The sequence below is a fragment of the Myxococcus sp. NMCA1 genome, from assembly GCF_026810205.1.
GTDB lineage: Bacteria > Myxococcota > Myxococcia > Myxococcales > Myxococcaceae > Myxococcus > Myxococcus xanthus_A.
Map to the genome: position 1 here is coordinate 1057443 of NZ_CP113950.1, position 24309 is coordinate 1081751.

Annotated in this window: 24 protein-coding genes; 12 read left to right on the forward strand and 12 right to left on the reverse strand. The window is 70.1% G+C overall.

What is annotated here, in order from left to right; all coding sequences use genetic code 11:
- Positions 1-28 precede the first annotated feature (28 nt).
- Genes OZ403_RS04630 through OZ403_RS04665 form a run of 8 tightly spaced genes read left to right on the forward strand, consistent with a single transcriptional unit; the run spans position 29 to position 6712 of the window.
- A complete protein-coding gene (locus OZ403_RS04630; protein ID WP_268783570.1) occupies positions 29-1486 on the forward strand; it encodes a phytoene desaturase family protein in 1458 nt (485 codons plus the stop codon).
- The gene (locus OZ403_RS04635) at positions 1483-2409 is read left to right on the forward strand and encodes a carotenoid 1,2-hydratase (RefSeq protein ID WP_268783571.1); all 927 of its coding nucleotides are present in this window, start codon (positions 1483-1485) and stop codon (positions 2407-2409) included. Before OZ403_RS04630 ends, OZ403_RS04635 begins: the two co-directional genes overlap by 4 nt.
- On the forward strand, positions 2406-3530 hold the full coding sequence (locus OZ403_RS04640; protein WP_268783572.1) for a glycosyltransferase: 1125 nt from the start codon (positions 2406-2408) through the stop codon (positions 3528-3530). The genes OZ403_RS04635 and OZ403_RS04640 overlap by 4 nt, the downstream gene beginning before the upstream one ends.
- Entirely contained in the window at positions 3527-3913 is a 387-nt protein-coding gene (locus tag OZ403_RS04645) for a lycopene cyclase domain-containing protein (RefSeq protein WP_268783573.1), read from the forward strand. Before OZ403_RS04640 ends, OZ403_RS04645 begins: the two co-directional genes overlap by 4 nt.
- Positions 3910-4260 carry a lycopene cyclase domain-containing protein gene (locus tag OZ403_RS04650; RefSeq protein ID WP_140853098.1) on the forward strand — a complete coding sequence of 117 codons (351 nt, stop codon included), beginning with the start codon at positions 3910-3912 and terminating at the stop codon, positions 4258-4260. The genes OZ403_RS04645 and OZ403_RS04650 overlap by 4 nt, the downstream gene beginning before the upstream one ends.
- Complete coding sequence (locus tag OZ403_RS04655) at positions 4257-4934, forward strand: lysophospholipid acyltransferase family protein (RefSeq protein ID WP_268783574.1); 678 nt, start codon at positions 4257-4259, stop codon at positions 4932-4934. The genes OZ403_RS04650 and OZ403_RS04655 overlap by 4 nt, the downstream gene beginning before the upstream one ends.
- A complete protein-coding gene (locus OZ403_RS04660) occupies positions 4931-5797 on the forward strand; it encodes a MerR family transcriptional regulator (protein ID WP_268783575.1) in 867 nt (288 codons plus the stop codon). The genes OZ403_RS04655 and OZ403_RS04660 overlap by 4 nt, the downstream gene beginning before the upstream one ends.
- Positions 5798-5812: 15 nt before the next feature.
- Positions 5813-6712 carry a MerR family transcriptional regulator gene (locus OZ403_RS04665; protein ID WP_268783576.1) on the forward strand — a complete coding sequence of 300 codons (900 nt, stop codon included), beginning with the start codon at positions 5813-5815 and terminating at the stop codon, positions 6710-6712.
- 309 nt (positions 6713-7021) lie between these two features.
- Here OZ403_RS04665 and OZ403_RS04670 read toward each other — a convergent pair whose 3' ends face one another.
- Positions 7022-8545 (reverse strand): hypothetical protein, encoded by a 1524-nt coding sequence (locus OZ403_RS04670; RefSeq protein ID WP_268783577.1) that lies wholly within the window; start codon positions 8543-8545, stop codon positions 7022-7024.
- A gap of 181 nt (positions 8546-8726) precedes the next feature.
- Between OZ403_RS04670 and OZ403_RS04675 the strand changes: the two genes are divergently transcribed.
- Positions 8727-10004 carry an APC family permease gene (locus tag OZ403_RS04675; RefSeq protein WP_328285538.1) on the forward strand — a complete coding sequence of 426 codons (1278 nt, stop codon included), beginning with the start codon at positions 8727-8729 and terminating at the stop codon, positions 10002-10004.
- A gap of 74 nt (positions 10005-10078) precedes the next feature.
- Here OZ403_RS04675 and OZ403_RS04680 read toward each other — a convergent pair whose 3' ends face one another.
- Positions 10079-11518, reverse strand: coding sequence for a glutamine synthetase family protein (locus tag OZ403_RS04680; RefSeq protein WP_140787674.1), 1440 nt, complete (start codon positions 11516-11518; stop codon positions 10079-10081).
- 357 nt (positions 11519-11875) lie between these two features.
- On the opposite strand from OZ403_RS04680, the gene OZ403_RS04685 reads away from it, so the two are divergent.
- Positions 11876-12682 carry an alpha/beta hydrolase family protein gene (locus OZ403_RS04685; RefSeq protein WP_140787676.1) on the forward strand — a complete coding sequence of 269 codons (807 nt, stop codon included), beginning with the start codon at positions 11876-11878 and terminating at the stop codon, positions 12680-12682.
- Between the two features lie 31 nt (positions 12683-12713).
- Here the strand turns inward: OZ403_RS04685 and OZ403_RS04690 are convergent, their stop codons facing one another.
- The 8 genes from OZ403_RS04690 to OZ403_RS04725 all read right to left on the reverse strand — a co-directional run bounded on the left by OZ403_RS04690 (position 12714) and on the right by OZ403_RS04725 (position 20136).
- Positions 12714-13451, reverse strand: a complete 738-nt coding sequence (locus OZ403_RS04690; RefSeq protein WP_140787678.1) for an SDR family oxidoreductase — start codon at positions 13449-13451, stop codon at positions 12714-12716.
- The gene (locus OZ403_RS04695) at positions 13429-14823 is read right to left on the reverse strand and encodes an FAD-dependent oxidoreductase (protein ID WP_140787680.1); all 1395 of its coding nucleotides are present in this window, start codon (positions 14821-14823) and stop codon (positions 13429-13431) included. The genes OZ403_RS04690 and OZ403_RS04695 overlap by 23 nt, the downstream gene beginning before the upstream one ends.
- Positions 14816-16096, reverse strand: a complete 1281-nt coding sequence (kynU, locus tag OZ403_RS04700; protein ID WP_268783579.1) for a kynureninase — start codon at positions 16094-16096, stop codon at positions 14816-14818. Before kynU ends, OZ403_RS04695 begins: the two co-directional genes overlap by 8 nt.
- Entirely contained in the window at positions 16093-17109 is a 1017-nt protein-coding gene (locus OZ403_RS04705) for an amidohydrolase family protein (protein WP_268783580.1), read from the reverse strand. Before OZ403_RS04705 ends, kynU begins: the two co-directional genes overlap by 4 nt.
- Positions 17106-17630 (reverse strand): 3-hydroxyanthranilate 3,4-dioxygenase, encoded by a 525-nt coding sequence (nbaC, locus tag OZ403_RS04710; RefSeq protein ID WP_268783581.1) that lies wholly within the window; start codon positions 17628-17630, stop codon positions 17106-17108. Before nbaC ends, OZ403_RS04705 begins: the two co-directional genes overlap by 4 nt.
- On the reverse strand, positions 17631-18062 hold the full coding sequence (locus OZ403_RS04715) for a RidA family protein (RefSeq protein ID WP_140873312.1): 432 nt from the start codon (positions 18060-18062) through the stop codon (positions 17631-17633).
- Between the two features lie 29 nt (positions 18063-18091).
- On the reverse strand, positions 18092-19534 hold the full coding sequence (locus tag OZ403_RS04720; RefSeq protein WP_268783582.1) for an aldehyde dehydrogenase: 1443 nt from the start codon (positions 19532-19534) through the stop codon (positions 18092-18094).
- A 344-nt stretch (positions 19535-19878) separates the two neighbouring features.
- Complete coding sequence (locus OZ403_RS04725; RefSeq protein ID WP_268783583.1) at positions 19879-20136, reverse strand: hypothetical protein; 258 nt, start codon at positions 20134-20136, stop codon at positions 19879-19881.
- A gap of 179 nt (positions 20137-20315) precedes the next feature.
- Here OZ403_RS04725 and OZ403_RS04730 point away from each other — a divergent pair, with 179 nt between their 5' ends.
- On the forward strand, positions 20316-21098 hold the full coding sequence (locus OZ403_RS04730; RefSeq protein ID WP_140787694.1) for an SDR family NAD(P)-dependent oxidoreductase: 783 nt from the start codon (positions 20316-20318) through the stop codon (positions 21096-21098).
- Positions 21099-21122: 24 nt separating this feature from the next.
- On the opposite strand, the gene OZ403_RS04735 is transcribed toward OZ403_RS04730, so the two are convergent.
- Positions 21123-21731, reverse strand: a complete 609-nt coding sequence (locus OZ403_RS04735; protein WP_237078049.1) for an outer membrane beta-barrel protein — start codon at positions 21729-21731, stop codon at positions 21123-21125.
- Positions 21732-21932: 201 nt separating this feature from the next.
- Here OZ403_RS04735 and OZ403_RS04740 point away from each other — a divergent pair, with 201 nt between their 5' ends.
- Complete coding sequence (locus tag OZ403_RS04740; RefSeq protein WP_268783584.1) at positions 21933-22718, forward strand: 2-keto-4-pentenoate hydratase; 786 nt, start codon at positions 21933-21935, stop codon at positions 22716-22718.
- A 9-nt stretch (positions 22719-22727) separates the two neighbouring features.
- Here OZ403_RS04740 and OZ403_RS04745 read toward each other — a convergent pair whose 3' ends face one another.
- A complete protein-coding gene (locus OZ403_RS04745; RefSeq protein WP_268783585.1) occupies positions 22728-24242 on the reverse strand; it encodes an FAD/NAD(P)-binding protein in 1515 nt (504 codons plus the stop codon).
- Positions 24243-24309: the final 67 nt, after the last annotated feature.

Genomic DNA, 24309 nt, shown 5'->3' on the forward strand with positions numbered 1-24309 from the left:
AGCTTCGGCGGCGCATGGGAGGTGGAGCATGAAGCGCACCCGCGTCGCGGTGGTGGGGGGCGGCATCGGTGGACTGACGGCCGCCGGGCTGCTGGCGAAGGAAGGGCACGAGGTGACGCTGTTCGAGCGAGGTACCTCGCTGGGCGGCAAGGCCCAGGCCGTCACCGTGAATGGCATCACCCTGGACACGGGGCCCACGTTGCTGACGCTGCCGCACCTGGTGCGTGGCACCTTCCATCAACTGGGCGCCGAGGACCTGCTGCCGCGCTTCACGGAGCTGGAGCCGCAGTGCGCCTACCGCTTCGAGGACGGGTGTGACTTCACGGCCTACAAGGACGTGGAGCGGATGGCGGAGAGCGCGGCGGGTGTCCGCCCGGGTGAGCGCGACGGCATCCGCGGCTTCTACACGGAGGCCGCGGCCATCTGGCGGGCCGCGGGCGAGCCCTACCTGGAAGCCCCCTTCGAGGGCATGGCTGGCTTCATGACGCGCGTGGCGAAGCGCGGCGTGGGGGCCGTCATGGCGGGGATGAAGATGGGCACGCTGCACGAGCTGGCGGCCCGGCACTTCAAGACGGACCACCTGCGGCAGTACGTGGGCCGCTTCGCCACGTACACGGGCGCTTCACCCTACGAGGCCAGCGCGGCCTTCGCGCTGATTCCTCACATCGAGCATGCCTATGGCGTGCACCACGTCCGCGGCGGCATCGGCGCGCTGGTGGATGCGCTGGGGCAGGCCGTGCGCCGGCTGGGCGTGCGCATCCACCTGGACACACGGGCTCGCTTCGAGCGCACGCGCGAGGGCTACCAGGTGGGCCCGCAGGAGGGCATGGAGCGCTTCGACAGCGTGGTGGTGAACGCGGACCCGCTGGAGCGGCTCGCTCGCGCGGAGGAGCCGCTGGCGCTGTCTGGCTTCGTGCTGCTGTTGGAGGTGGAGGGCCGCATCGCTCTACCGCACCACACGGTGCTCTTCGGCGGTGACTACCGGCGCGAGTTCGACGAGCTGTTCGGCGGGCAGCTCGCGTCCGACCCAACGGTGTACTTCTGCAACCCCTCCGCCACCGACGAGAGCATGGTGCCTCCGGGCCGCACCGGGTTGTTCGGCATGGTCAACGCGCCCGCGCTGCCCGTGGACGCGCGCGGCGCGGAGCAGGCCACCCGCGACTGGGAAGCAGGCGCCGAGCGCGTGAGGGCGCAGATGCTGGAGCGCCTGTGCCGGCACTACCCGGCGCTCAAGGGGCGCGTGCGTGTCATCGGCCAGCGCTCGCCGGTGGACCTGGCCGCGCAGGGAGCCCCGGGCGGCTCCATCTACGGCTTCCTGCCGCACGGGAAGTTCGGCCCCTTCCGCCGGCCGCGCATCCGCGGCAACACGCCGGGCCTGTTCTTCGCGGGCGGTGGCACGCATCCAGGCGGCGGCGTGCCGCTGGTGATGTTGTCCGGTCGCTTCGCCGCGGAGCTGGCGTCGCAGCACCTCCGGAGGGACGCATGATGCGCCTGGCGAAACTCCCCGCCCTGCCGGACGCGGCGGGCACCTACCGCTGGTTCTATGCGGACGTCACCGCGGGGCCCTACAGCGCGGTGTGCATCTTCATGCTGGGCTCGCTGTTCTCGCCCCGGTACTCGGTGGCGGCGCGGCGGGGCGGACGGCCGCTGGAGCACAGCGCGGTGAACTTCGCGCTGTACCACGAGGGCGTGCGGCGGCTGTGGGTCCTCAGCGAGTACGCGCGCGCGGAGCTGGAGGCCCCGGGCCGGCTGCGTATCGGCCGCTCCACGCTGTCGTACGAGGGGGACGGCACGGTGCGGATGGCCGTGGACGACTGGACGGCGCCGTGGGGCCGGCCCGTGCGCGCGGGCCTGACGCTGGAGCCGATGACGCCCGTGGGCGAGGTGGTGCAGCTCATGCCTGGGCTGCCGCACTACTGGCAAGCGCTGGCGCCTCGTTCTCAGGCACGGCTGGAGGTGTCCTCGCTGGGCATCGAGGCGAGTGGCCTGGGCTACCACGACACCAACCACGGCGGAGAGTTGCTGGGCGCGCGGTTGTCGGGGTGGCACTGGGCTCGCACGCACCGCGAGGACGAGACGGTGGTGGACTACCACCTGCCTGAAGGTGTCGCGCCGCTGCGAGTGGTGGCGGGCGCGCGCGGAGTGCGCTGCGAACGGGGCCCCGCGTTGGTGGAGGCGCGGCCCACCCACATCACCAGCTGGGGCCTGCGCGTGCCGTCACGCCTGCACGCGGGCAACGTGGTGGTGGGACAGCCGAAGCTGCTGGAGTCGTCGCCCTTCTACGCACGGCTGGAGGCGCGCCAGGGGCCTCTGGACTCCCTGGGCGAGGTGGCGGACTTCCGTCGCTTCCACTCGCCCTTCATCCGCTGGATGGCGCACTTCCGCACGCGCATGGGACGGGCGGCATGAGCGTGCTCGTCCTCGCGTCCCTGGTGTGGTGCACCGTGGCCACGGGCTTCAGTGCGGTGGCGTGCGTGCGTCTGTCGCGCGCACGGGCTGGCGCCGCTCCCCAGCCCGGCACGCTGCCGCCAGTGTTGCTGCTGCGCCCGGTGGACGCGCCCACGCCTCGAGAGCTGGAGAATCTGGCGCAGTCCATCGACTACGCCGGGCCGTTGGACCAGGTGGTGGTGTCGCCCTACCGTCCCCGGCTCGCCCCGGGCGTGCGGTGGCTTCCCAGCGATCCGTTGACGCCCAACCGGAAGGTGGGACACCTGCTGTATGCGCTGGACGTGTTGCCCGTGGGTGACCGGGTGGTGCTGTCGGTGGACGCGGACGTGGCGGTGACGGGCGCGCTGGTGGAGGGCCTGGCCGTGCCGGTGGCCGCGGGCGCCGCACTGAGCACCGCGGCGCCGCTGCCAGTGGGGCCTCGGGACGGCGCGAGCCGGGCCATGGCGGGCCTGCTGCGTTACACACACCACAGCTTCCGGGCCCTGGATGCGATGAGCGCGGGCGCCAAGGCCGTGTGTGGCAAGGCTTTGGGCTTGTCTCCCGTGGCCGTGGAATCGCTGCGGCGGCTCGCGGACCACATTGGCGAGGACCTGGAGTTGGCCAAGCGTCTTCACGCCCAGGGACTGGACGTGGTGCTGAGCAGCGCCCCGGCGGTGGTGCCTTTGGACGCCAAGGTGCCCTGGGCGGCGCCCCTGTCGCGCTTCACTCGCTGGATGCAGGTACTGGCCAGTCACCGGCCCGCGCTGTATCCCACGGTGCCGCTGCTCTTCACGCCGACGCTGCCGCTGACGGTGCTGGCCGCGGCGCTGGGGTCGCCGGTGCTGGCGGGCTCGGTGGCGGGACTGGTGGCCGTGCGGACCTTGCTGTCGCTTCGGTTGGCCGGGCTCCACGCGCCGGTGGCGGACGCGGGGAGGGCCTACGCGGTGACGGACTGGTTGTTGGGCGAAGCGCTCTTGCTGGCTGCTTTCCTGCGCTCGCTGTGGCAGCAGGGCACGGTGACGTGGCGGGGGCAGACCTATGCGTTGCGCCCCGGAGGTCAAATGGTACGGGTGGCTCCGGAGCTGAGTGGAGGACCGGGATGACGTACGCGCGATTCCTTGGGTTGTTCGTGGTGGTGCCCATTCTCTTCCTGGCGTGGCGCTACCGCCGCACCTTCACGGCCAGGAGCCTGGCGCCCATGGGGCTCCTGCTCATCGTCGTGTACGCGGCGACGTCGCCCTGGGACAACCTGGCGGTGAAGTGGGGCCTGTGGGGCTTCGACCCCGAGCGCATCTGGGGCATCAAGCTGGGGTACCTGCCTCTGGAGGAGTACCTCTTCTTCGGCCTGCAGACGCTGCTGGTGGGGCTGTGGGCCCGGGCCCGGCTGGCGCGTGCGTTGGCGCCGGATGCCCGGGCGACTCGGCCCGCGGCGGAGACGGGTGAGCGCCGCGATGGTGCGCTGACGGCTCGGGAGGTGGCACCATGATGGAGACGAAGTGGGCATACCTCATCCACCTGTTGGGCTGGACGCTGCCGGTCATCGCCTTCCAGTTGGTGGTGCTGGTGCGCCACTACAAGGACCGCTCCGGGGCGGTGCTCAAGGCGGTGCTGCCGCCGGCCTTCATCATGGGGCTGTACCTGTCCATCGCGGACCACCTGGCCATCTCCACCGGCATCTGGAACTTCGGTGAAGGCAAGCACCTGGGCGTGTACCTGGGCGTGGTGCCGCTGGAAGAGCTGCTCTTCTTCGTGATTACCAGCGTGTTGGTGTCGCTGGGCCTGGCGCTGTTCACCGGGTTGGTGTCGCTGCTGGGGGAGGCCCGGGCGTCGTGATTCACGCGGCGAAAGGTGGCCCGCTGGGCTGGGCGTGGGACCGGTACATCGGATGGAAGTTCCGCTCGGCGTTCCGGGGATTGTGGGTGCGTGGGACGCTTCCGGTGGGAGGTCCGGGCCGGCTGGTGTACCTGAACCACTCCAACTGGTGGGACGGCTTCGTGCTCAACCAGCTCTGCCAGACGGCGGGTTGGGACGGCTACTGCCTCATGGATGAGGAGAACCTGCGCCGCTATCGCTTCCTCACACGCATTGGCGCCTTCAGCATCCGGCGCAAGGACGCGACGTCACCGGTGGCGTCGCTGCGCTACGCGAAGGAGCTGCTGCGCAGGCCCCGCGCGGTGGTGTTCATCTTCCCGGAGGGCGAGCACCGTCCCTTCGGCGTGCTCCCAATGCGACTGGAGCGGGGCGTGGAGCTGCTGGCGCGGGTGTCGAAGGTGGAGTGCCTGCCCATCGCGGTGCGCTACGGCTTCTTCGAGCACGAACGTCCAGACGTGTTGCTGGAGGTGGGCACCCCGCATCCGCCCGGCGACATGTCCGTCTTCCAGGAGGGATTGGAGACGGTGGTGCGGCGACTGGCGGCGGTGACGTCCATGGAGGGCTTCACGCGCAGGGTGTCCGGTGCGCGAGGCGTGGCGGAGCGCTGGGACGCGGCCCGGGGGCTGGCGTCATGACGTTGCGCATCCGCACCATCGCGCGCATGACGGGCATCCGCGAGGCGACGCTGCGCGCCTGGGAGCGGCGCTACGGCTTCCCGCGCCCGCTGCGCAGCGAGGGCAACAACTACCGCGTCTATTCGCGCGAGGAGGTGGATGCCGTCCGCTGTGTGGCCCGGCTCATCCAGGAGGAAGGCCTGTCGGTGAGCGAGGCCATCGCCCAGGTAAAGACGGAGCCGCCGCGTGAGCAGCCCGAAGCCGAGCGCCTGAGCGAGCGCTTCTGGTCCTCCGTGGGGGCCCTGGAAGGGGACGAGGTGACGCGCGTGCTGGATGACGCGCAGACCGTCATGGAGGTGGAGGCCTACTGTGACTGCTTCCTGCTGCCCCTGCTGCGGGAGATGGGCGTGCGGCTGGACGTCGCGCGGGAGCACCTGGCCTCCTCCCTCATCCGCCAGCGCCTGCGGCAGGTGTATGACACCCTGCCCCCCACGCCTGCCGGCCCCCGTGCCCTGCTCGCCTGTCCGGCGGGGGATCACCATGAAGGTGGCCTGCTGGTGCTGGGCATCCACCTCAAGCGCAAGGGGTGGCGGGTGACGATGCTGGGCGCGGACACCCCGGCGGCGGCGCTGCAGGGAGCTTGCGTGCAGGTGCGGCCGGACGTGGTGGCGCTGTCCTTCGTGCGCGCCCGTGCGCCGGAGGAGTTCGCGTCCGTCCTGGAAGACGCGCTCCGGGCCTGCGCGCCCTTTCCCGTGGTCGTCGGCGGGCTGGGGGCTCGCGAGCACCTGAGGGCCATTTTCTCGCTCGGCGCGCAGTACGCGGAGTCGTCGGAAGAGTTGGTGGCCATCTGGAACCAGGTGCGCAACGCTCAGAATCGCCCGTAGTCTTGCCGTAGCGACATGGCTGAGCGCACCTATCGAATCCACATCGCCGCGGAGTTGGCAGGAGTCCGGGTGGAGCTCATCCGGGCCTGGGAGCGCCGCTATGGCGTGCTCACCCCGCGCCGGACCCCCGCTGGCTACCGCGCCTATACGGACCGTGACGTGGCGGTGCTCAAGCAGCTCAAGCGGCTGACCGACGAAGGCGTGGCCATCAGCGAGGCGGCGAAGCTGCTGCCCCAGTTGATGGAAGGTCTGGATGCGGAAGCGGCGGTGCGCGGCACCCATCTGGAGACGCGGGCGCATGCGGAGACGTGGCGGGAATCCGTGCTCGCCGCCGCCCTGGCGTATGACCAGCCGCGCGTGTCGGACGTGCTGGACGAGGTGCTGGCCGCGCTGCCCCCGCTCAAGGCCTTCGATGAGGTGCTGGCGCCGCTGCTGTGCGACGTGGGCGAGCAATGGGAGTCGGGCTCGCTGACGGTGGCGCAGGAACACCTGGTGTCACAGATGGTGCGGGCGCGGCTGGTGAGCCTGCTGCACGCGGCGCCCCAGGGGCGGCACCGGCATGGCGTCCTGGCGTGCTTCCCGGAAGAAGAGCACGAGATGGGCCTGCTGGGCGCCGCGCTGCGGCTGCGGCACCTGGGCGTGCGGGTGACGCTGTTGGGACAGCGCGTTCCCGCCGAGGACCTGGGCCGCGCGGTATCGGCGCTGCGGCCCGACTTCGTGGGGCTGTCCACGGTGGCCAGCCGGAGCGCGGAGGCCTTCGAGGCCACCCTGACGCGTTTGATGCAGGCGCTGCCCAGGGGTTTGCCCGTCTGGGTGGGCGGCGCCGCCGCGCGCTCGCACCAGGCCGTGTGCGAGCGGTTGGCGGTGCACGTCTTCCAGGGCGAGGAGGACTGGGACCGCCTCGCGGGCGTGTAGGTCAGGCGTGTTGATGGCGGAGTGGTTGAAGACGCTGCTGCCGTAGTACTGGGCGGCCTCCTCGTTCCAGCCCGCCTCGGCTGGTGTACTGCTCCGGCAGCACGCAGCGCAGGCTCACGTAGCCGTTGATGCCCGCGAACACCGACGGGAGGTTGGAGGGTGCTGAGAGGTTTCGCTGAATCGGGCAGGCGGATGCCAGCCTTTGCACGGCGCCCGTGCCAGGGCATCCATGGCAGGCGAAGCAGATTTGCCGCGCCCGCGCCATTCCGGTGCGGCAAGGCTTGCCAAGCCCGGCAGGACTTGCCGTTTCTACGGCGAGGTGGCGGGCGGTGTCTGGGCGGCGGTGGTGGGGGCCCGCCGATGGAGCGCTGGAGGTGACGCGCTCAGCGCCCCCACATAGAGGCGGCCGTGAAAGCCTTCCGCGAGCGGCTGCGGGAAGAGCCGCACCCCGGAGGCGATGTCGGGCTTCTGCCGGACCTCCTTCGTGGGACTGATGGCGAACACGTTGCACTCCACCGCGTCCCAGACGTTGAAGCGGCAGGAGAACTGCGTGCCTCGCGTGAAGCCCACGTCGAGCGCGCGCACCGACGGGAGGACCTGGGCCAGTCGCGCTCCCAGTGGCGCATAGTCGCTGTCCCAGTTCACGCCCGCCGTCCGCACGTGCGTGCCGCCCGCGAGCACCAGCGTCCAGGCCTGGGCGCGTGTCTGCTGGTGGGCCAGCAGGTGCCGGGCCATCTCCGCCTCGCGCTCGTTGCCCTGGGCCTTCTCGGCGTCGAAGGCCACCAGGGAGATGTCCTTGCCAGCGGCGCGCAGCCGGCGTGCCTGTTCGATGAGCCAGAGCATGGCGCTGCTGCTGCGGCCGTCCTGATAGGTGCGGCGCCAGAAGGGGCTCTCGCTCATCATGGTCTGGAGGTCCTGGGGCTGGCCCGGGCTCGCCAGGTAGGTCTCCAGCAGCGGCTGCTCGGAGGCGGGCAGCGACAGCGCCAGCGTCACCGGCAGGCCCTGGGCCGTGGCTTCACAGAGCATCCGCAGCGCCGCCGTGGGCAACTCCCGCGTGCCCAGGGGGTCCGCCAGCAGCAGCACGTGCCCTGGCGCCATCAGCGGGCCGGCGCCGTCCACCGGGGTGCCACACTCCGGCGCCTGCTGCGCCTGCTCCGTCTGTCCTCCTTCTGGCGTCACGGAGCGGATGGGCACGGGCGCGTTGCTGCCCACCAGCTCCAGCGCGGGCACCATCTCCAGCCGCTGCAGCAAGGTCCGCTCGATGTCCAGGTCGCGCACGCCGCGCACCATTCGCATGCGCTCCATGCCCGGCGCGTTCTTGAACGGGTCCTCCATGGGCACCGCCCGGGGGCCACTGGGACCGTTCGCGTAGGTGAAGGCGTCCCGCGTGGCGTCAAAGGGATGGGCATCCAGCGCGGCGAACATGGCCGCCTCCCGCTTGCCCGCCGCCTGTGGCGGAATCTCCAGTTGGGTATCCATCTCGTTGTAGCTGAGCCGGAAGACGCGCACGACGGTCTGCCGCGGCCCCAGCCGCTCGCCCTTGATGTAGTAGCGCTCGATGGTGCGCAGGCCCGGCATGTTCTTTCCGGGCTCATGGGCCGAGGAGAACATCTCCAGCCCGCCTTCCTTCTCCATGACGTCGTAGCGCTGCTCTTCCAGGATGCGGCGCGCCACCATCATCGCGTCCTCGGCGGGGACGATGTACACCAGCTCTTCTGCCGGCGTTTCGTACTCGCCCGTGTCCTCGTTGGCCGTGGCGCCGAAACCCCGGCTCAGCGTCGCGCAGCCAGCGCACATCAGACACAGTCCCATCAGCGCACCGTGAAGCCGCATCGAACCCTCCTCAGCGCCGTGCCTCAGGCAAACGGCCTGGATATCGGGCCGAAACGCTCGGCGCCCACAACCATATCGGGGGTGCCCACCCGGTGCATTGGTGTCCGGCGCTCAGCTGTAGTGAAGTACCTCCGTGCCGGTTCCTTCCTCCGCCCCCGCTGTCGCATCCGCGTCGCGTCCGGTGGGGCCGTTCCAACTCCTTGCGCTTGGCGTCAATGGCATCGTCGGCGTCGGCATCTTCTTCGCCCCGGCGGAGGTCGCCGCGCTGGCGCCGGGTGCCAGCGCCATTGCCGCCTTCGCGCTCACCGGGCTCGCGCTGATACCGGTGGCGCTGGCCTTCGCCGTGCTGGGCCGGCGTTTCGACGCGGACGGCGGGCCGGTCCTCTTCGCGCGCGCGGCCTTTGGAGAGCGGGCGTCCTTCCTGGTGGGGTGGGTTGCCTACGTCAGCGCGTTCCTGAGCACCGCCGCGGTGGTGGCGGGCCTCTCCCATGCGGTGGCGCCCTCCCTGGGCCTGGAGGGCGCCCTGGGGCAGTCGGTGCTCGCCTCCGTCCTCGTCACGGCGCTGGCGGGCGTGGTGGCTTCCGGCATCCGCGTGTCGGCAGGGACCTGGACGGCGCTCACCGTCGTCAAGCTGCTGCCGCTGGCCGCGTTGCTGGTGGCGTTCCTGGCGCTGTCGGGGCCATCTCCCGCCGCGGCGGTGGCCGCGGCCCCGGCCGTGGACGTGTCGTGGCTGCGGGCGGGGTTGACGGTGATGTTCGCCTACCAGGGCTTCGAAATCGTCCCGGTGATCGCGGGGCAGGTGCGCTCGTCGTCGCGCACCGTGCCGCTGGCCACGGTGGGCTCGCTGCTGGTGGCGGTGCTGCTGTACGTGGGCCTGGTGTGGGCGTGCGTGGCCGCGCTGCCGGAGCTGGCCTCCCAGGCCGCGCCGCTGGCCGCGGCGGCGGGCGTGTGGGGCGGGCCCGGGCTCGAAGGGTGGGTGAAGGCGGGCACCAGCGTGTCCGCGCTGGGCATCTGCCTGGGGATGATGGTGACGACGCCGCGCTACCTGTCCGCGCTGGCGTCGGGCGAGCACACGCTGCTGGGGCTGGACGGGATGTCCGCCGGAGGCGTGCCGGTGCGCGCGCTCGCTGTCACCTGGGCGCTGGTCCTGCTGTTCGTCAACCTGGGCGACCTGTCGGAGCTGTTCGCCCTCTCCAGCATCGCGGTGCTGATGCAGTACGGCGTCACGTCCGCCGCGCTGGCCACGCTAGCCTGGCGGCGTGAGCGAGGGCTGCGTCCGCTCCACGCCCTGCTGGCGGTCCCTACGCTGGGGCTGGGGCTGACGTTGGTGGCCTTCGGCGCCAGCCCGCGTGAAGGCGTCACCATGGCCCTCACCCTCATCGCTGGCGTGGTGCTGCTGCGGCTGTCGCGGCCCCGGGCTTCCGAGCCGCCAGCGGCGCTGCGCGGCGAGCCACTGTAACGGACGAAGCCGCCGCCTCCCCATGTCGCGGGAGGGCGGCGGCTCCTGAAGTCCGGCGGTGCGGACGTCCGTTCCTAGAACTGGTTCCAGAGGTACTGGTTGGTGACCTCGTGGTGGAACTTGACCTCCGAGTACTTCACACGGTTGCCCAGCTGCTTCGGGCTGCGCTCGGCCGTGGTCGTCTTGAGCTCGGCGAACTTGCTCTGCACGCCCTCACCCAGGATGGACGCCACGAACTGGCTGCCCTTGAAGATGCGGATGGCGTCGAAGATGTTGTCCGGCAGGAAGCGGGTGCGGCTGCGCTTGGCCTCCGCGTCCTCCTGCGGCTGCGGGCCTTCCAGGCCGGTGCGCAGCAGGGTGTAGAGCACCAGGTACGGGTTGGCGTCCGGCGCCACCGAGCGGCACTCGATGCGCGCGCTGCGCTCGTTTCCGAAGGGGATGCGCACCATGGCACCGCGGTTGTTGGCGCTGGCCTTGATCTGGTTGGGGGCCTCGAAGTGCGGGTCCAGGCGGCGGTACGCGTTCACGCTGGAGTTGAGCGTGAGGCAGATGTCATTCGCGCTGGTGAGGATGCGGTCGATGAAGTCCCAGCCAATGGGGCTGAGGCCGTCCGGGCCGTTCTGGTCGTGGAAGAGGTTCTTCCCGCCCTTGGACAGCGACAGGTTCATGTGCATGCCGTTGCCATTGACGCCCGTCACCGGCTTCGGGAGGAAGCTGGCGGTGCAGTCCAGCTGCGCGGCCACCTGGCGGCTGAGCAGCTTGTAGAGCTGAATCTGGTCGGCCGCGATGAGGGCCTCGCTGTACGAGAAGTTGATCTCGAACTGGCTGGGCGCCACTTCGGGGTGGTCCTTCTCGTTCTGGAAGCCCATGGCGCGCTGGGCCTCGGCCACCTTGTCGATGAAGGTGCGCAGCACGTCACCAGGCAGCGAGTGGTAGTAGCCGCCGGTGGAGATGAAGTCGAAGTGGCCCTTCTCGTGGAAGTGGTGCTCGGCGTCGCGGCCCTTGAAGAGGAAGCCCTCGATTTCAGGCGCCGCGTGGACCACCGTGCCGTCTTTCTGGTACATCGACTCGGTGAGCTGCTTCAGCCTGCCACGCAGGTCGGACTGGTACTGCGTGCCGTCACGCTCGTGCACCTCGCTGAACACCAGCACCTTGCCCGGACCGAAGATGTCCGAGGGCAGCCAGTAGAAGGCGCTCCAGTCGATGTTCAGCCGCAGGTCGCTCTCCTGCTGCGCGGAGAAGCCCCGGATGGAGGAGCCGTCGAAGGTGAGGTTGTCGGCGCTCTTGATGAGGAACTTCTTGTCGTAGTCCAGCATGTGCAGCCGACCCTCGAGGTCGGTGAAGCACACGGTGACCGCCTTGATGGCACGTTCCTTCGTCAGGTACTCGATGCGCTCGTCACGGAGCTTCTCCTGCGCGACGTGCTTGAGGCGCTGCTCCTTGACCTTGAGGTTGCGCTCCTCGAGCTCGTCGTAGGGAATCTCCAGGAACGTCCGTAGCCCCTTCGCGTCCATTGTTCGTGCCTCCCAGGCCGGATTCATCGCCGTCGGTGCGGCGGGATGAATCCGTGGGTGCACGTATTTACATTTGCCGGATTGAAATCAAGTCTTAATTCGTTGATGTGGAGCATAAAGTATCGCCATTGAAGTCTTCAGAGCCCGCCGGATGACACTCGCGCCTACCATGTGGGCCCTCGGATGGATGGCCGGTGGACACTGGGGCGGCCGGGGAGGGGCGGTCTGGACCGAGGGGCGGCTCCGACACTGGATAGGCCCGTTGCCGGCGTCAGGGAAGTGGGCCGTGTGGCCGTGGGGAAGGCTTCCCGGTCGGCTCCAGGCAGGCGAGCGGATGCCACGGATTAGGATGTCCGCATGAGCTCGATGTGGGTCCTGGAGACGCCCGCTCCCACCGCGGATGCGCGCATGGCGTATGGCGCGGAGCCCCACCAGTTCGGGGACCTGCGAATGCCCGAAGGACCTGGGCCGCACCCGGTGGTGGTGGTCATCCATGGTGGCTTCTGGCGGGCGAAGTACGGCCTGGAGCATGCCGGGCACCTGTGCGTGGACCTGACCCGGCGCGGCTTCGCGACGTGGAGCCTGGAGTACCGGCGGGTGGGGCACGAAGGCGGTGGCTGGCCCGGCACGCTGGAGGACGTGGCGCTCGGCACTGACTTCCTGCGCACGCTCGCGCAGGCGCATGCGCTGGACCTCTCGCGCGTCGTGGCGCTCGGCCATTCGGCGGGAGGGCACCTGGTGGCGTGGCTGGGGGCCAGGCACCGGCTGCGGCCTGGCGATGCACTTTACAGTGCGGCGCCGTTGCCTCTTTGTGGCGTGGTGCCGCTGGCGGGCGTCGTGGACCTGCCGCGCGCGTTCGCGCACCGGCTGGGGGACGGCATCGTGGAGACGTTCCTGGGCGGCACGCCGTCCTCGGTGCCGGAGCGCTATCGCACGGCCTCGCCCGCGTCGCTCCAGCCGCTCGGGGTGCCCCAGGTGCTCGTCCACGGAGCGGAGGACGACACCGTGCCCGTGTTGATGAGCGAGGACTTCTGCGCGCGCGGCCGTGAGCTGGGAGACGACGTCCGCTGCGTCACGTTGCCGGGCGCGGGGCACTTCGAGGTCATCGACCCCAAGGCCCCGGAGTGGGGTCAGGTGGTGGAGGCCGTGCGCTCCCTGGTGTGAGTGGGCGCACCGGCCTCCGAGTCCCGTTGGCTCAGAAGCCGCGCTGAGCGCCGCCGTCCACCGCGATGGACTGACCGGTGATGTACGACGCCTGCTCGGAGGAGAGGAACGCCGTGAGCGCGGCCAGCTCCTCCGGGCGGCCCAGTCTCCGCGCGGGAATCTGCGGCGCCACCTTCTCATCCGTCAGCCCGAGCTGCTGCATGCGCTCGGTGGCGTGGTAGCCCGGCAGCACCGCGTTCAGCGTGACGCCGTGCTGCGCCACCTCGTTGCTCACCGTCTTCACCAGCCCGAGCAGGCCCGCGCGCAGGCCGTTGGAGATGGTCAGGTTGTTCATCGCCTCGCGCGCGGCCAGCGACGTCACCAGGACGATGCGGCCCCACTTGCGCTCCTTCATCCCCGGGAGCACCGCCTGGATGCCGTCCACCGCGGCCATCCACAGGCTCTGGAAGCCGAGCTGCCACTGCTCCGCCGTCAGCGACTCGAAGCCGCCCGACGGCGGCCCGCCCGTGTTCACCACGAGGACGTCCACGCCGCCCAGCTTCGCGGTGACGGTCTCCACCAGCGCCTTCGCGGCCCCGGGCTGCGTCAAGTCACACGGCACCGCGAGCGCGGCGCCCAGCGTCTTCGCGGCGCGCTCCAGCTTCTCGCCACCGCGCGAGCAGATGGCCACCGTGGCGCCTTCCTTCACCAGCGCCTCCGCGATGGCATAACCCAGCCCCGCGGACGCGCCCATCACCAGCGCGCGCCTACCCTTCAGTCCGAAATCCATCCGCGTGCTCCTTCATGAATGGCGCCAGCCGGCTCCGGATGAGCTCCGCCGCGCGCTTCAGGTCCACGTCCTCCGCCCGCGTCAGCCCCTCGCTCAGCTCGGAGACGATGCCATCCGTGAGCGTTCCGACTTCATAGGCCAGCCGGTACGGCACGTGGCTGAAGCTCACCAGGGAGTAGCGGCCGACGAACTCGCCCGGGAAGGCGTTGAGCAGCACCTTCTCCACGGCCTTCCGGAACTGGAAGCGCGGGTCGCCGGTGCTGTCGCGCATCTCGACGAAGTTCTCCACCGCCATGTCGGCGATGGCGTCCGCGTTCGTCTTGCGCAGGCGTTCGAAGTCCGTGAAGACCTGCTCCCAGCCGGCGCCGTGTCCCAGCAGTTGGTCCAGGACGACGCAGTCCTCGAAGCCGCAGTTCATCCCCTGGCCGAAGAAGGGGACGATGGCGTGCGCCGCGTCGCCCAGCAGCAGCGTCTGCCCACCCGCGTGCCAGGGCGCGCCCTTCACCGTCACCATGCTGCCCGTGGGGCGCGAGAAGAACGTCTCCACCAGGTCCGGGATGAGCGCCTTCGCGTCTGGGAACTGCGCGCCGAAGAACGCCTCCAGCTTCGCGGGCGTGTCCAGGGACGCGAAGCTCACCGGCCCCTGCCAGGGCAGGAACAGCGTGCAGGTGAAGCTGCCTTCCGCGTCGGGCAGCGCGATCAGCATGAACGTGCCGCGAGGCCAGATGTGGAGCGCGTGCTTCTCCATCTGGAACGCGCCACCGGGGCCCGCCGGAATCGTCAACTCCTTGTACCCATGGCCGAGCTGCTCCTGCGTCCCCTTGAAGTCCGGCCGCTTCTCCAATGCCTGGCGGATGGCGGAGGCGGAGCCGTCCGTGCCGAACACCACGCGGCCGGGCTCCTGGCGCGCCTCTCCGGTGGCGTCGTCGTGCACCGTGAGCGCGCCCGAGCCGAAGTCCACGTCCGTCACCCGCTGCTTGAAGCGGATGCGCACCTTCCCGGTGGCCTCCGCCGCCGTCATGAGGAAGGCGTTCAGCCACCCGCGCGACATCGCGTTGATGTGCTGCGAGTCGTCCTTGCCGTAGGGCTGGTAGACGAGCTCGCCTTGCGGCGGGTGAATCATCCGCCCGCGCATGGGAATGGCGTGCTTCAACGCCTCGTCTTCCAGGCCCACCTGCCGGAGCGCATGCAGCCCGCGCGTGGAGATGGCCAGGTTGATGGAGCGGCCCGCGTCGACCAGCTCGCGCCGCATGTCCGGGCGCCGCTCCAGCAGTTCCACGGGGTGGCCCCGGCGCGCCAGGTAGATGGAGAGCAGCGAGCCCACCAGCCCCGCGCCCACCACGGTGACGGTGTCCTTGCGCGCCTCACTCACGGGCGTGGCCCTCCAGCGTCTTCACGAAGCGGTACACGTCCGTGAAGGAGTTGTAGAGCGGAGCGGGGGCGGCGCGGATGATGTCCGGCTTGCGGAAGTCGCAGATGATGCCCGCGTCGCCCAGCCGCTTCAGCAGGCCCTGGGGCTCGCCCCGGAAGCGCAGGGACAGCTGGGCGCCGCGCTGTTTCACGTCCCGGGGCGTGGTGATGCGCACGAAGCCCTCGGGCAGCCTGTCCAACAGGAACTCCAGGAAGCCGGTGAGGCGCTCGCTCTTGGCGCGCAGCGCCGCCATGCCGGCCTGGTCGAAAAGCTCCAGGGACGCGCGCAGCGCCGCGAGCTGGAAGATGGGCGGGTTGGAGAGCTGCCACCCCTCCGCGCCTGGCAGCGCGCTGAAGGTGGGCCCCATCTGGAAGCGCGTCTGCTTGTCGTGACCCCACCAGCCCTCGAAGCGAGGCAGGTCCTTCGTGTGCGCGTGCCGCTCGTGGACGAACACGCCACCCAGCGCGCCCGGGCCCGCGTTGAGGTACTTGTACGAGCACCACACCGCGAAGTCCGGCCCGTCTTCGTGCAGCGACAGCTTCAGGTTGCCCGCGCCGTGCGCCAGGTCGAAGCCGACGAAGCAGCCCTTGGCGTGCGCGGCCTTCGTAATCGCGGCCAGGTCGAAGGACTGCCCGGTGAGGTAGTTCACGCTGCCCAGCATCACCAGCGCCACCTCGTGGCCGTGCTGCTCCAGCGTGGCGAGGATGTCCTCGGCGCGCAGCGTCTCCTCGCCCGCGCGGGGCTTCAGCTCCAGCACGGCCTCGCGCGCGTCGTAGCCGTGGAAGCGCACCTGGGAGGCGACGGCGTACTGGTCCGACGGGAAGGCGCCGGCCTCCACCAGGATTTTGAAGCGCTGCTTCGTGGGCCGGTAGAACGACACCATCATCAGGTGCAGGTTCACCGACAGGGTGTTCATCACCACCACTTCCAGGGGCTTGGCGCCCACCAGCCGCGCGGCCTGCTCGGTGACGAGCTCGTGGTAGTGCAGCCACGGGTGGCGGCCGTGGTGGTGGCCCTCCACGCCCAGCCGTGCCCAGTCCTCCAACTCCTCCTGGATGTAGCGCGCGGCGTTGCGCGGCTGGAGGCCCAGCGAGTTGCCCGCCAGATACACCACCGGCTTTCCGTCCGGGCCGGGCGGGAAGTGGAACGCGTCGCGGTAGCCGCGCAGCGTGTCTTCCGCGTCCAGCTTCTTCGCGAAGGCCTCGGAGTCCTCGAAGGGATGCTGCGTCGTCATGGCGCGAAGTCCTCGGGGGCGCGTCCCAGCCAATCGAAGGCGTTGCGCCAGAGCAGCCGCTCACGCGCGGCGGGCTCCAGCTCGGTCAGGGACTCGATGAGCGTGCCCGGGCGGTCCTCGCCCAGGGGGAAGGGGTAGTCACTGCCGAGCGCCACCTTGTCCTGCCCGAAGAGCCGGACGATGTAGCGCAGCGCCTCCGGGTCGTGGACCAGCGAGTCCACCCAGAAGCGGCCCAGGTAGTCCTGGGGCGGCACCTTGTTGTCCACGGCCACCAAATCCGGCCGGGCCTCGAAGCCGTGTTGAATCCGGCCGAGCGTGTGAGGGAATGCGCCGCCGCCGTGCGCGAAGGCGAAGCGCAGCTTGGGCAGCCGCTCCATCACGCCGCCGAAGATGACGGAGCAGATGGCCAGTGACACCTCGGCCGGCATGCCCACCAGCCACGGCAGCCAGTACTTCTGCATCTTCGCCTCGCCCATCATGTCCCACGGGTGGACGAAGACGGACGCGCCCAAGTCGCTGGCGGCCTCGAAGAAGGGGAACAGCGCCGGGTCGGACAGGTTCCAGTCGTTGACGTGCGAGCCAATCTGCACGCCCGCCAGCCCCAGCTCCTTCACGCAGCGCTCCAGCTCTCGCACCGCCAGCTCCGGGGACTGGAGTGGCACGGTGCCCAGGCCCACGAAGCGCTTGGGGTGCGCGTGCACCACGGAGGCGAGGTGGTCGTTGAGGAAGCGCGCCAGGTCCGCTCCGTGCTCCGGCTTCGTCCAGTAGCCGAACATCACTGGAATCGTGGACAGCACCTGGACGTGGACGCCGGCCGCGTCGCACTCCTCGATGCGCTTCACCGGGTCCCAGCAGTTGCTTTCGATTTCGCGGAAGAACTTGCCGTCATCCCGGAGCATGCGCGCGCGGCAGGGCGCGTGGTGGTCCAGCGTGATGAAGCCGCCGTAGCCGTAGCGCTCGGCGAAGCGCGGCAGGTTGGCGGGGAGGAGGTGCGTGTGGATGTCGACCTTCAACGGGCGGGGCCTCCCTTGACCACCTTCGTCCCGCACTTCTTGCAGGTGCAGTTGTCGGGGTTGCCGTAGAAGTGCTCGAAGATGGGCGGCAGCTGCGTCACCAGGTTGGTGACGTGGACGTACTCCTCATAAAGCTTCTCGCCGCACTGCGGGCACAGCCACATGAAGCCGTCCATTTCCTTCGGCTGGCGGCGGCGCTCCAGCACCAGGCCCACCGTGCCCGCGGGGCGCTGCGGCGAGTGCGGCACGTTGGGCGGCAGCAAGAAGATTTCCCCTTCGTGGATGGGGATGTCCTGCATCTGGCCCTCGTCGATGACCCGCAGGTTCATCGTGCCCTCGAGCTGGTAGAAGAACTCCTCGCCCTCGTTGATGTGGAAGTCCGTGCGCGCGTTGGGCCCGCCGACGACGGTGACCATGAATTCGCGGTCCTCCCACACCTGCTGGTTGCCCACGGGGGGCTTGAGCAGGTGGCGGTGCTCGTCGATCCACTTCTTGAAGTTGATGGGAGTCAGGCGGCCCATTCATTCACCTCCGATGGTGGCGATGCACTTGAGCTCGATGGCAATCGGCGTGGGCAGCCGGTTGATTTCAAGCGTGGTGCGGCACGGCGGGTTGTCCTGGAAGTACTCCGCCCACAGCCGGTTGTAGGTGGGGAAATCCTTCTTCATGTTGGTGAGGTACACCGTCACGTCCACCAGCTTGTCCCAGGACGAGCCCGCGTCCTCCAGGATGTAGCGGACGTTGCGGAACACCGAGTGGCACTGCGCCTCGATGTCGTACGAGACGATGTTGCCCTCCGCGTCCAGCTCCACGCCGGGAATCTTCTTCGTGCCGCGCTCACGCGGGCCCACGCCGGACAGGAACAGGAGGTTGCCCACGCGCCGGGCGTGGGGGTACAGGCCCACCGGTTCGGGGGCCTTCTGCGAATCGACTCGTGCGCTGTCACTGCTCACGGCGTGCTCCTCACGTGGGGGCTAGGGGTTCACAGCTTGATGCAGACGTTCTTCGGCTCGGTGAAGAAGCGCAGCGCGTCCCAGCCGCCCTCGCGTCCCACGCCCGAGTCCTTCACGCCGCCAAAGGGCGTGCGCAAATCGCGCAGCATCCACGTGTTCACCCAGACGATGCCGCTGTGCAGCCGCGAGGCGAAGCGGTGCGCGCGCTTCACGTCCTGGGTCCACACGCTGGCGGCCAGTCCGTACTTGGTGGAGTTGGCCCACGCGAGCACCTCGTCCTCCGAGTCGAAGGGCATGATGCTGGCCACCGGGCCAAAGATTTCTTCCTGGTTGGTGCGGCATCCCGCGTCAAGGCCCTCGATGAGGGTGGGCTCCACGAACCAGCCGTTGCGGCAGCGGCCGGGCACGTTGGCGCGCTGTCCGCCGGTGAGGATGCGGCCACCCTCCTGCTTCGCCAGGCTCACGTAGCCCAGGACCTTGTCGAAGTGCGGCTGCGACACCAGCGCGCCCTGGTCCGTGGCCGCCTCCAGCGGGTCACCCACTTTGAGCGCGCGCGTGCGGGTGACCAGCGCCTCCTTGAAGCGCTCGTAGAGGGGACGCTGCACGAAGATGCGCGGGCCGCAGAGACAGATTTGCCCCTGGTTGGCGAAGGACGAGCGCAGCGTGGTGGCCAGCGCCTCGTCGAAGTCACAGTCCGCGAAGATGACGTTGGGGTTCTTGCCGCCCATCTCCAGCGACAGCTTCTTGAAGGCGGGCGCGGCCACGCGGGCAATCTCCGCGCCGGTGCGGGTGCTGCCGGTGAAGGAGATGGCGCTGATGTCCGGGTGCTCGCTCATCGCGGCGCCCACCTTGGGGCCCAGGCCGTGCACCAGGTTGAGCACGCCCGGCGGCAGGCCCACGTCGCGGCAGACCTGGGCCAGCAGGTACGCCGTCATCGGCGTCACCTCGGAGGGCTTGGCCACCACGCAGTTCCCCATGGCGAGCGCCGGGGCAATCTTCCACGTGAGAAGGTACAGCGGCAGGTTCCACGGGGAGATGCAGCCCACCACGCCCAGCGGCGCGCGCAGGGTGTAGTTGAGGGCCACGTCATCCGTCTGGTGCGCCTCGCTGGAGAACTGCGTCACCGCGTCCGCGAAGAACTCGAAGTTGAGGATGCTGCGCGGGATGTCCACCGTGGAGGCGACCGACAGCGGCTTGCCGGTGTCGATGGACTCCGCGCGGGCGAAGGCGTCCAGGCGGCTTCGGATGCCGTCCGCGATGCGGCGCAGCATGCGCGAGCGCTCGGTGGCGGGGGTGGCGGCCCAGGCGGGGAAGGCCCGCGCGGCGGCCTCCACCGCGCGCTGGACGTCGGACGCGTCGGAGTCCGGGACGTGCGCGTAGGTCTCGGCCGTCGCGGGCTCGGGCTTGTCCAGCCAGCCGCCACTTCGCGCGGGCAGCAGCTCACCGCCGATGTAGTTGAGTACCTTCTCCATGGCCGAGCCCTCCGGTAGCGCCTGCCCACGGACCCGGCGGCGGGCGAGCCCCGCAGCCGCTGTGGGAGAGGGCGCGCAATGTACGCCGCCCCTCCGTACCTCACCAGCGCCACGCGCGCCCGCAGTCCACTGTCATGGAATCGTGGCCGCTCGCTCGGAGGCCCTTTGAAATGCCGCACTGCGCGAACGCGCGGGGGTCGCCAGATGCGCCACGCGGTGAAGCCGCTGTCAGTGCGCTGGCTGGGGCACTCGCAGTCCGCCCCGAGGTACCCGGTCCTCACGGCCCGCGCGGCCCACGGTCAGCAGCAGTCCCGCGAGCACGAGCGGGCCGCGATTCCGGGCACTCATCGGGAGCGCTCCCGCCCCTGTCTCCGTGCGCGCTGCTTCACCGGCACGGGGGTGGGGATTTCTCGCGTGGCGAAGTACAGCGCGCCCACGATGAGCAGGAGGATGAGGAACGGCTGGACGGTGAGCAACAGCCGGCTCCAGAAGTGCTCATCGAGGATGGCGGCCGCCACGTCGGGGCGGCAGGTGGGACATGCGGAGGCCGCGGTGGCAGCAAGCAGCCCGGTGGTGAAGCCCGTGAGAATGCCCTGCTTCATAGGTCGCCCCTCCCCTGGGTGGACGGGAAGCTCACCACCCCACCGGGACGCGGCAAGCCGTGGGCATTCCCTGTAGCCACGAGGCCGCCTGGCAGCCCCGCCTGCCGGGGCGGAGGAATGTTGGCGGGACCGCCACGCTCAAGCCGCTCGGCTATAACGCGGCACCTGGAGGAGACATCATGTCGCGGAAAGTGGCGCTCATCACCGGGGCTTCGGCGGGTTTGGGGGAGCAGTTCGCACACCTGTTCGCGAAGGACGGACACGACGTCATCCTGGTCGCGCGCAGCGCGCCTCGGCTGGAGGCGCTGGCGGCGAAGCTGGAGCAGGCCCATGGTGTGAAGGCACACGTCTTCCCAGCGGACCTGGGCCGGCCGGAGTCTCCCGCGCAGCTCTTCGAGGCCGTGAGCGCGAAGGGGCTGGCGGTGGAGTTCCTGGTGAACAACGCGGGCTTCGGCTCGTGTGGTCCCTTCCTGGAACAGGACCTGGCGCGCGAGGCGGAGATGGTGGAGGTCAACTGCACCGCCCTCCTGAAGCTGTCGCACCTGTTCGCGCGGCCCATGCGGGAGCGGGGCAGCGGGCGCATCCTCAATGTCGCCTCCACCGCGGCCTTCCAGCCCGGCCCCTTCATGGCCACGTACTTCGCGACCAAGGCCTTCGTGGTGTCCCTGTCGGAGGCGTTGGCGCACGAACTGAAGGGCACGGGCGTGACGGTGACGTGCCACTGCCCGGGTGCCACGCACACGGAGTTCACCCAGCGCGCGGGCAACGGCCAGACGCGGCTGTTCCAGCGGCCGGGCGTGGCCAAGGCGGAGGACGTGGCCGCCCATGCCTACGCGATGATGATGCGCGGCCGGGTGCTCTCCATCCACGGACTGCTCAACTGGGTGGGGACCCTGGGCGTGCGCTTCAGCCCGCGCGTGGCGGTGCGCGCGCTCGCGGCCAGCCTCAACCAGCAGGGCTGAGGCTGGCGTCCGCGGCGGCGCCGTTCAGTTGTACGTCGCGGAGAAGACGAGCGACACGTTGGTGACGTTCCAGCTATCGCTGTTCGACTCGTTCCGGATGCGGCCCAGGGCCAGCTCGGCGCCGATGCCGAGGCCCCAGTTCTTGCTCACCCACCACTCCTTGCCCACGCCCAGGTGCAGTCCGCCGCCGATGTCCGACTCGGCCACCTTCTCGCCGCCGTCGGTGATGCTGAGCTGCGTGTACGTGAGCGCGCCGGACAGATACACGTTCGCGGGCATGAAGTAATAGGTGACGCCCAAGCCCACGGCGCCGAAGTTCTGGCTCAACTCCGCGTTCTGCCCTTCGACGGTGAGGTCCCCCAGCTGGAGGCTCGGGTTGGGGGCGGACGCACCGTAGAACTTCGCGTAGAGGATGAAGTTGTTGATGAGCGCGAAGCCGAGCTCCGCGTTGATGTTGGCGCCGCCGCCCTTCACCACGAGATCGGGCGAGATGTCAGTCGCCTTGGCTCGGAGATAGCCACCGCCCACCTGCAGGCGCAGGTAGAAGCCGTCGTGGACGTGCTCGTCGTATTCCTGGGCGCTCGCGGTGGTGGCAGTGAAAAGCAGGGCCGCGATGATGCTGGGGTATCGCATGAAAACAGCTCCTTCGGAGAATCCCACCCGGCCGGGGTCTCTGCGCTATCTAGCACGGTGAGCTGAAAGGCCAGCGTCCGCTTCAGGCCGGGCCGCGTTCGCGAGGCTTGCGCGTCCGCGTTCGGGTGCCGGAAGCTCCGCGCCACCATCCGGGCGGTGCGCCATCCTGGCGTGGCCGGAACGACCAAGAGAGGGACGGGGATGACCGCGACCGTGGACCACGAGGCACTGGCACATATCCTGGACTCGGCCAGGCTGGAGCGCCGCGAGGTGGCGCCCCTCACCCGCGAGCAACCCGCACTGAGCGTGCCGGATGCTTACGCCATCCAGGAGGCCGGAATCCGGCTGCGCCTGTCCCACGGCGAGCGCGTGGTGGGCTTGAAGATGGGCCTCACCTCCGAGGCCAAGCGCAAGCAGATGAACCTGGACTCGCCCGTGTATGGCGTGCTCACGGACCGGATGCAGGTGCCCGCCGGCGGCGTGATTCAACTGTCACAGGGCGTCCACCCCAAAATCGAGCCGGAGATTGCCTTCCGCACCGCGCGTGAGCTTCGCGGCACGGTGACGCGCGACGAGGTGTTGGACGCCTGCGAGTCCGTGTTCGCGGCGATGGAAATCCTCGACTCGCGCTACCGCGACTTCAAGTACTTCTCCCTGCCGGACGTGGTGGCGGACAACGCGTCGTCGTCGCTGTTCGTGCTGGGCACCACCGAGCATCCCCCGCGCGCGATGGACCTCACGCGGCTGGAGATGACCCTGTCGGTGAATGGGGAGCCCGTTCAATCCGCCCGCTCGGACGCCATCTCTGGCGACCCGGTCATCTCCGTCATCCAGTTGTGTGAGCTGCTGGCCCAGCGCGGCCAGGTGTTGCCGGCGGGGAGCATCGTGCTCGCGGGCGCCGCCACCGCGGCGCACATGCTGCGCCCGGGGGACCGGGTGCAGCTCACGGTGGAGGGACTGGGCATCGTGGCGGTGTCCGCCGAGTAGCGCCGGGCGCTACCCGTCGAGCGGAGCGCCCGCCGCTTCCATCATCGGTCGAGGCGCGCGCGTGGATGACAGGCGCTGGAGCAGGTGCCACGCCAGCTCCCGCGCTTGTCCTCGAATCTCGGGGACGGCCGTCGTCTCCCACAGCTCGCCCCGGCGCGGCGGGCCCAGGGTGTAGAGGCGTCCAGAGGCGCGTCCGCCCGCGTCCAGCAGCGCGCCGTCCGCGTCCGTGGCCAGTCCCATGCCCAGGGCGTCCGGGCGCACGAGCCCGGTCTCCACCAGCCCACCCAGCACCGGATGGCCGCGCGTCATGGCGCCCTCCGGCCCCGTGCAGTTGATGACGTGCTGGACGCGCAACGCCTCCTCCCCGCCCTGGCCCCGAGGGCGCATGCTGACTTCCACGCCGGACGCCTCCAGCGCGAAGCCCCGGACGCGCGCCGCATGGAACGTCAGCCGGCCCTCGCGCCGCAGCCGCTCCACCGTCTCGCCAATGCTGGGCGCCATCCGGTGCCGGTGCACGTCCCAGTATGAGCGCAGGTGCCGGAGGAAGCGCTGTCGCTCGCCCACCGGCAACCGCTGCCACAGCGGTATCGTCACGGGCCGCAGCGCGTCCACCACCGTCCGCCAGTCCGCGCCCGCCTCCGCCGCGCGCCGCACCTCCCGGCGCAAGAGGTGGAGGATGGGGCGGATGCGCACGGGAACGGAGTGCGTGCCCGTCGCGCTCATGTCGCCGCGCTCGCGCCGCACCTCCTGGCGCAGGGCCCGCAGCGCCTCCCGGATGCCGGGCGAGGCATACGTCGTGGCGCCTGCCCGGGGTGTCTCCTGGTGCACGTGGGGCAACAGTCCGTGCCGGGACAGCGCATGGATGTGCCCCTGGTGTCCCTGCTCCACCAGCGACAACACGGTGTCCACCATGGTGAGCCCCGTGCCGATGAGCAGCACGTCGTCGGTGGCGGACACGCCCTGGAGCGCGTCCTGAGCCCAAGGGGAGCGGTGATACCGGCGGCTGGCGTACAGCCCTCCGTCGGGCACGCGCAGGTTGGAGGGCAGCGCATTGCCCAGGGCTAGCACCACGGTCCGGGCCTCCAGATGCCCCCCGCTCGCCAGCGCGACGCACACCGCGCCGTCGTCCGTCTCCTCGACCGAGGCGACGTCGCTGGTCACCACTTCCAGGTGCACGCCCTGCGCGGCCTGGGCGCGCGCCTCGCGCAGCACGGACTCCAGGTAGCGGCCATAGCGCTGGCGGGAGATGAACGCGCCGGGCGCCGTGTCAGGCAGCTCACGGCGCACCCAGCGCAGGAAGTGCTCCGGGTCGTCCGCGAAGGCCCCCATCCGCGCCGCTGGCACGTTCAGCAGGTGACACGGGCTCGTCGTCGAATACGCCAGACCCAGACCCGCCCGCGCACTCCGCTCCACCAAGGCCACGTGGAGCGGCGCCCGCGCGCTCCTCAAGAGGTGCACGGCCAGCAGCGTGCCGCTGGCGCCTCCCCCCACGATGGCCACATCCCACCACCCCAGTGCTCGCACGCACCCATCGTAGGTCCTGACACGCTCGCTGGCATCCTCTGGTGGCGACCGGGTGTCCAAGCGCCGG

Excerpts from the sequence above, each read along its gene's own strand:
- OZ403_RS04630 (WP_268783570.1), top strand. The coding sequence starts at position 29 with ATGAAGCGCACCCGCGTCGCGGTGGTGGGGGGCGGCATCGGTGGACTG.
- OZ403_RS04635 (WP_268783571.1), top strand. The coding sequence starts at position 1,483 with ATGATGCGCCTGGCGAAACTCCCCGCCCTGCCGGACGCGGCGGGCACC.
- OZ403_RS04640 (WP_268783572.1), top strand. The coding sequence starts at position 2,406 with ATGAGCGTGCTCGTCCTCGCGTCCCTGGTGTGGTGCACCGTGGCCACG.
- OZ403_RS04645 (WP_268783573.1), top strand. The coding sequence starts at position 3,527 with ATGACGTACGCGCGATTCCTTGGGTTGTTCGTGGTGGTGCCCATTCTC.
- OZ403_RS04650 (WP_140853098.1), top strand. The coding sequence starts at position 3,910 with ATGATGGAGACGAAGTGGGCATACCTCATCCACCTGTTGGGCTGGACG.
- OZ403_RS04660 (WP_268783575.1), top strand. The coding sequence starts at position 4,931 with ATGACGTTGCGCATCCGCACCATCGCGCGCATGACGGGCATCCGCGAG.
- OZ403_RS04665 (WP_268783576.1), top strand. The coding sequence starts at position 5,813 with ATGGCTGAGCGCACCTATCGAATCCACATCGCCGCGGAGTTGGCAGGA.
- OZ403_RS04670 (WP_268783577.1), bottom strand. The coding sequence starts at position 8,545 with ATGCGGCTTCACGGTGCGCTGATGGGACTGTGTCTGATGTGCGCTGGC.
- OZ403_RS04680 (WP_140787674.1), bottom strand. The coding sequence starts at position 11,518 with ATGGACGCGAAGGGGCTACGGACGTTCCTGGAGATTCCCTACGACGAG.
- OZ403_RS04685 (WP_140787676.1), top strand. The coding sequence starts at position 11,876 with ATGAGCTCGATGTGGGTCCTGGAGACGCCCGCTCCCACCGCGGATGCG.
- OZ403_RS04690 (WP_140787678.1), bottom strand. The coding sequence starts at position 13,451 with ATGGATTTCGGACTGAAGGGTAGGCGCGCGCTGGTGATGGGCGCGTCC.
- kynU (WP_268783579.1), bottom strand. The coding sequence starts at position 16,096 with ATGACGACGCAGCATCCCTTCGAGGACTCCGAGGCCTTCGCGAAGAAG.
- nbaC (WP_268783581.1), bottom strand. The coding sequence starts at position 17,630 with ATGGGCCGCCTGACTCCCATCAACTTCAAGAAGTGGATCGACGAGCAC.
- OZ403_RS04720 (WP_268783582.1), bottom strand. The coding sequence starts at position 19,534 with ATGGAGAAGGTACTCAACTACATCGGCGGTGAGCTGCTGCCCGCGCGA.
- OZ403_RS04725 (WP_268783583.1), bottom strand. The coding sequence starts at position 20,136 with ATGAAGCAGGGCATTCTCACGGGCTTCACCACCGGGCTGCTTGCTGCC.
- OZ403_RS04730 (WP_140787694.1), top strand. The coding sequence starts at position 20,316 with ATGTCGCGGAAAGTGGCGCTCATCACCGGGGCTTCGGCGGGTTTGGGG.
- OZ403_RS04735 (WP_237078049.1), bottom strand. The coding sequence starts at position 21,731 with ATGCGATACCCCAGCATCATCGCGGCCCTGCTTTTCACTGCCACCACC.
- OZ403_RS04740 (WP_268783584.1), top strand. The coding sequence starts at position 21,933 with ATGACCGCGACCGTGGACCACGAGGCACTGGCACATATCCTGGACTCG.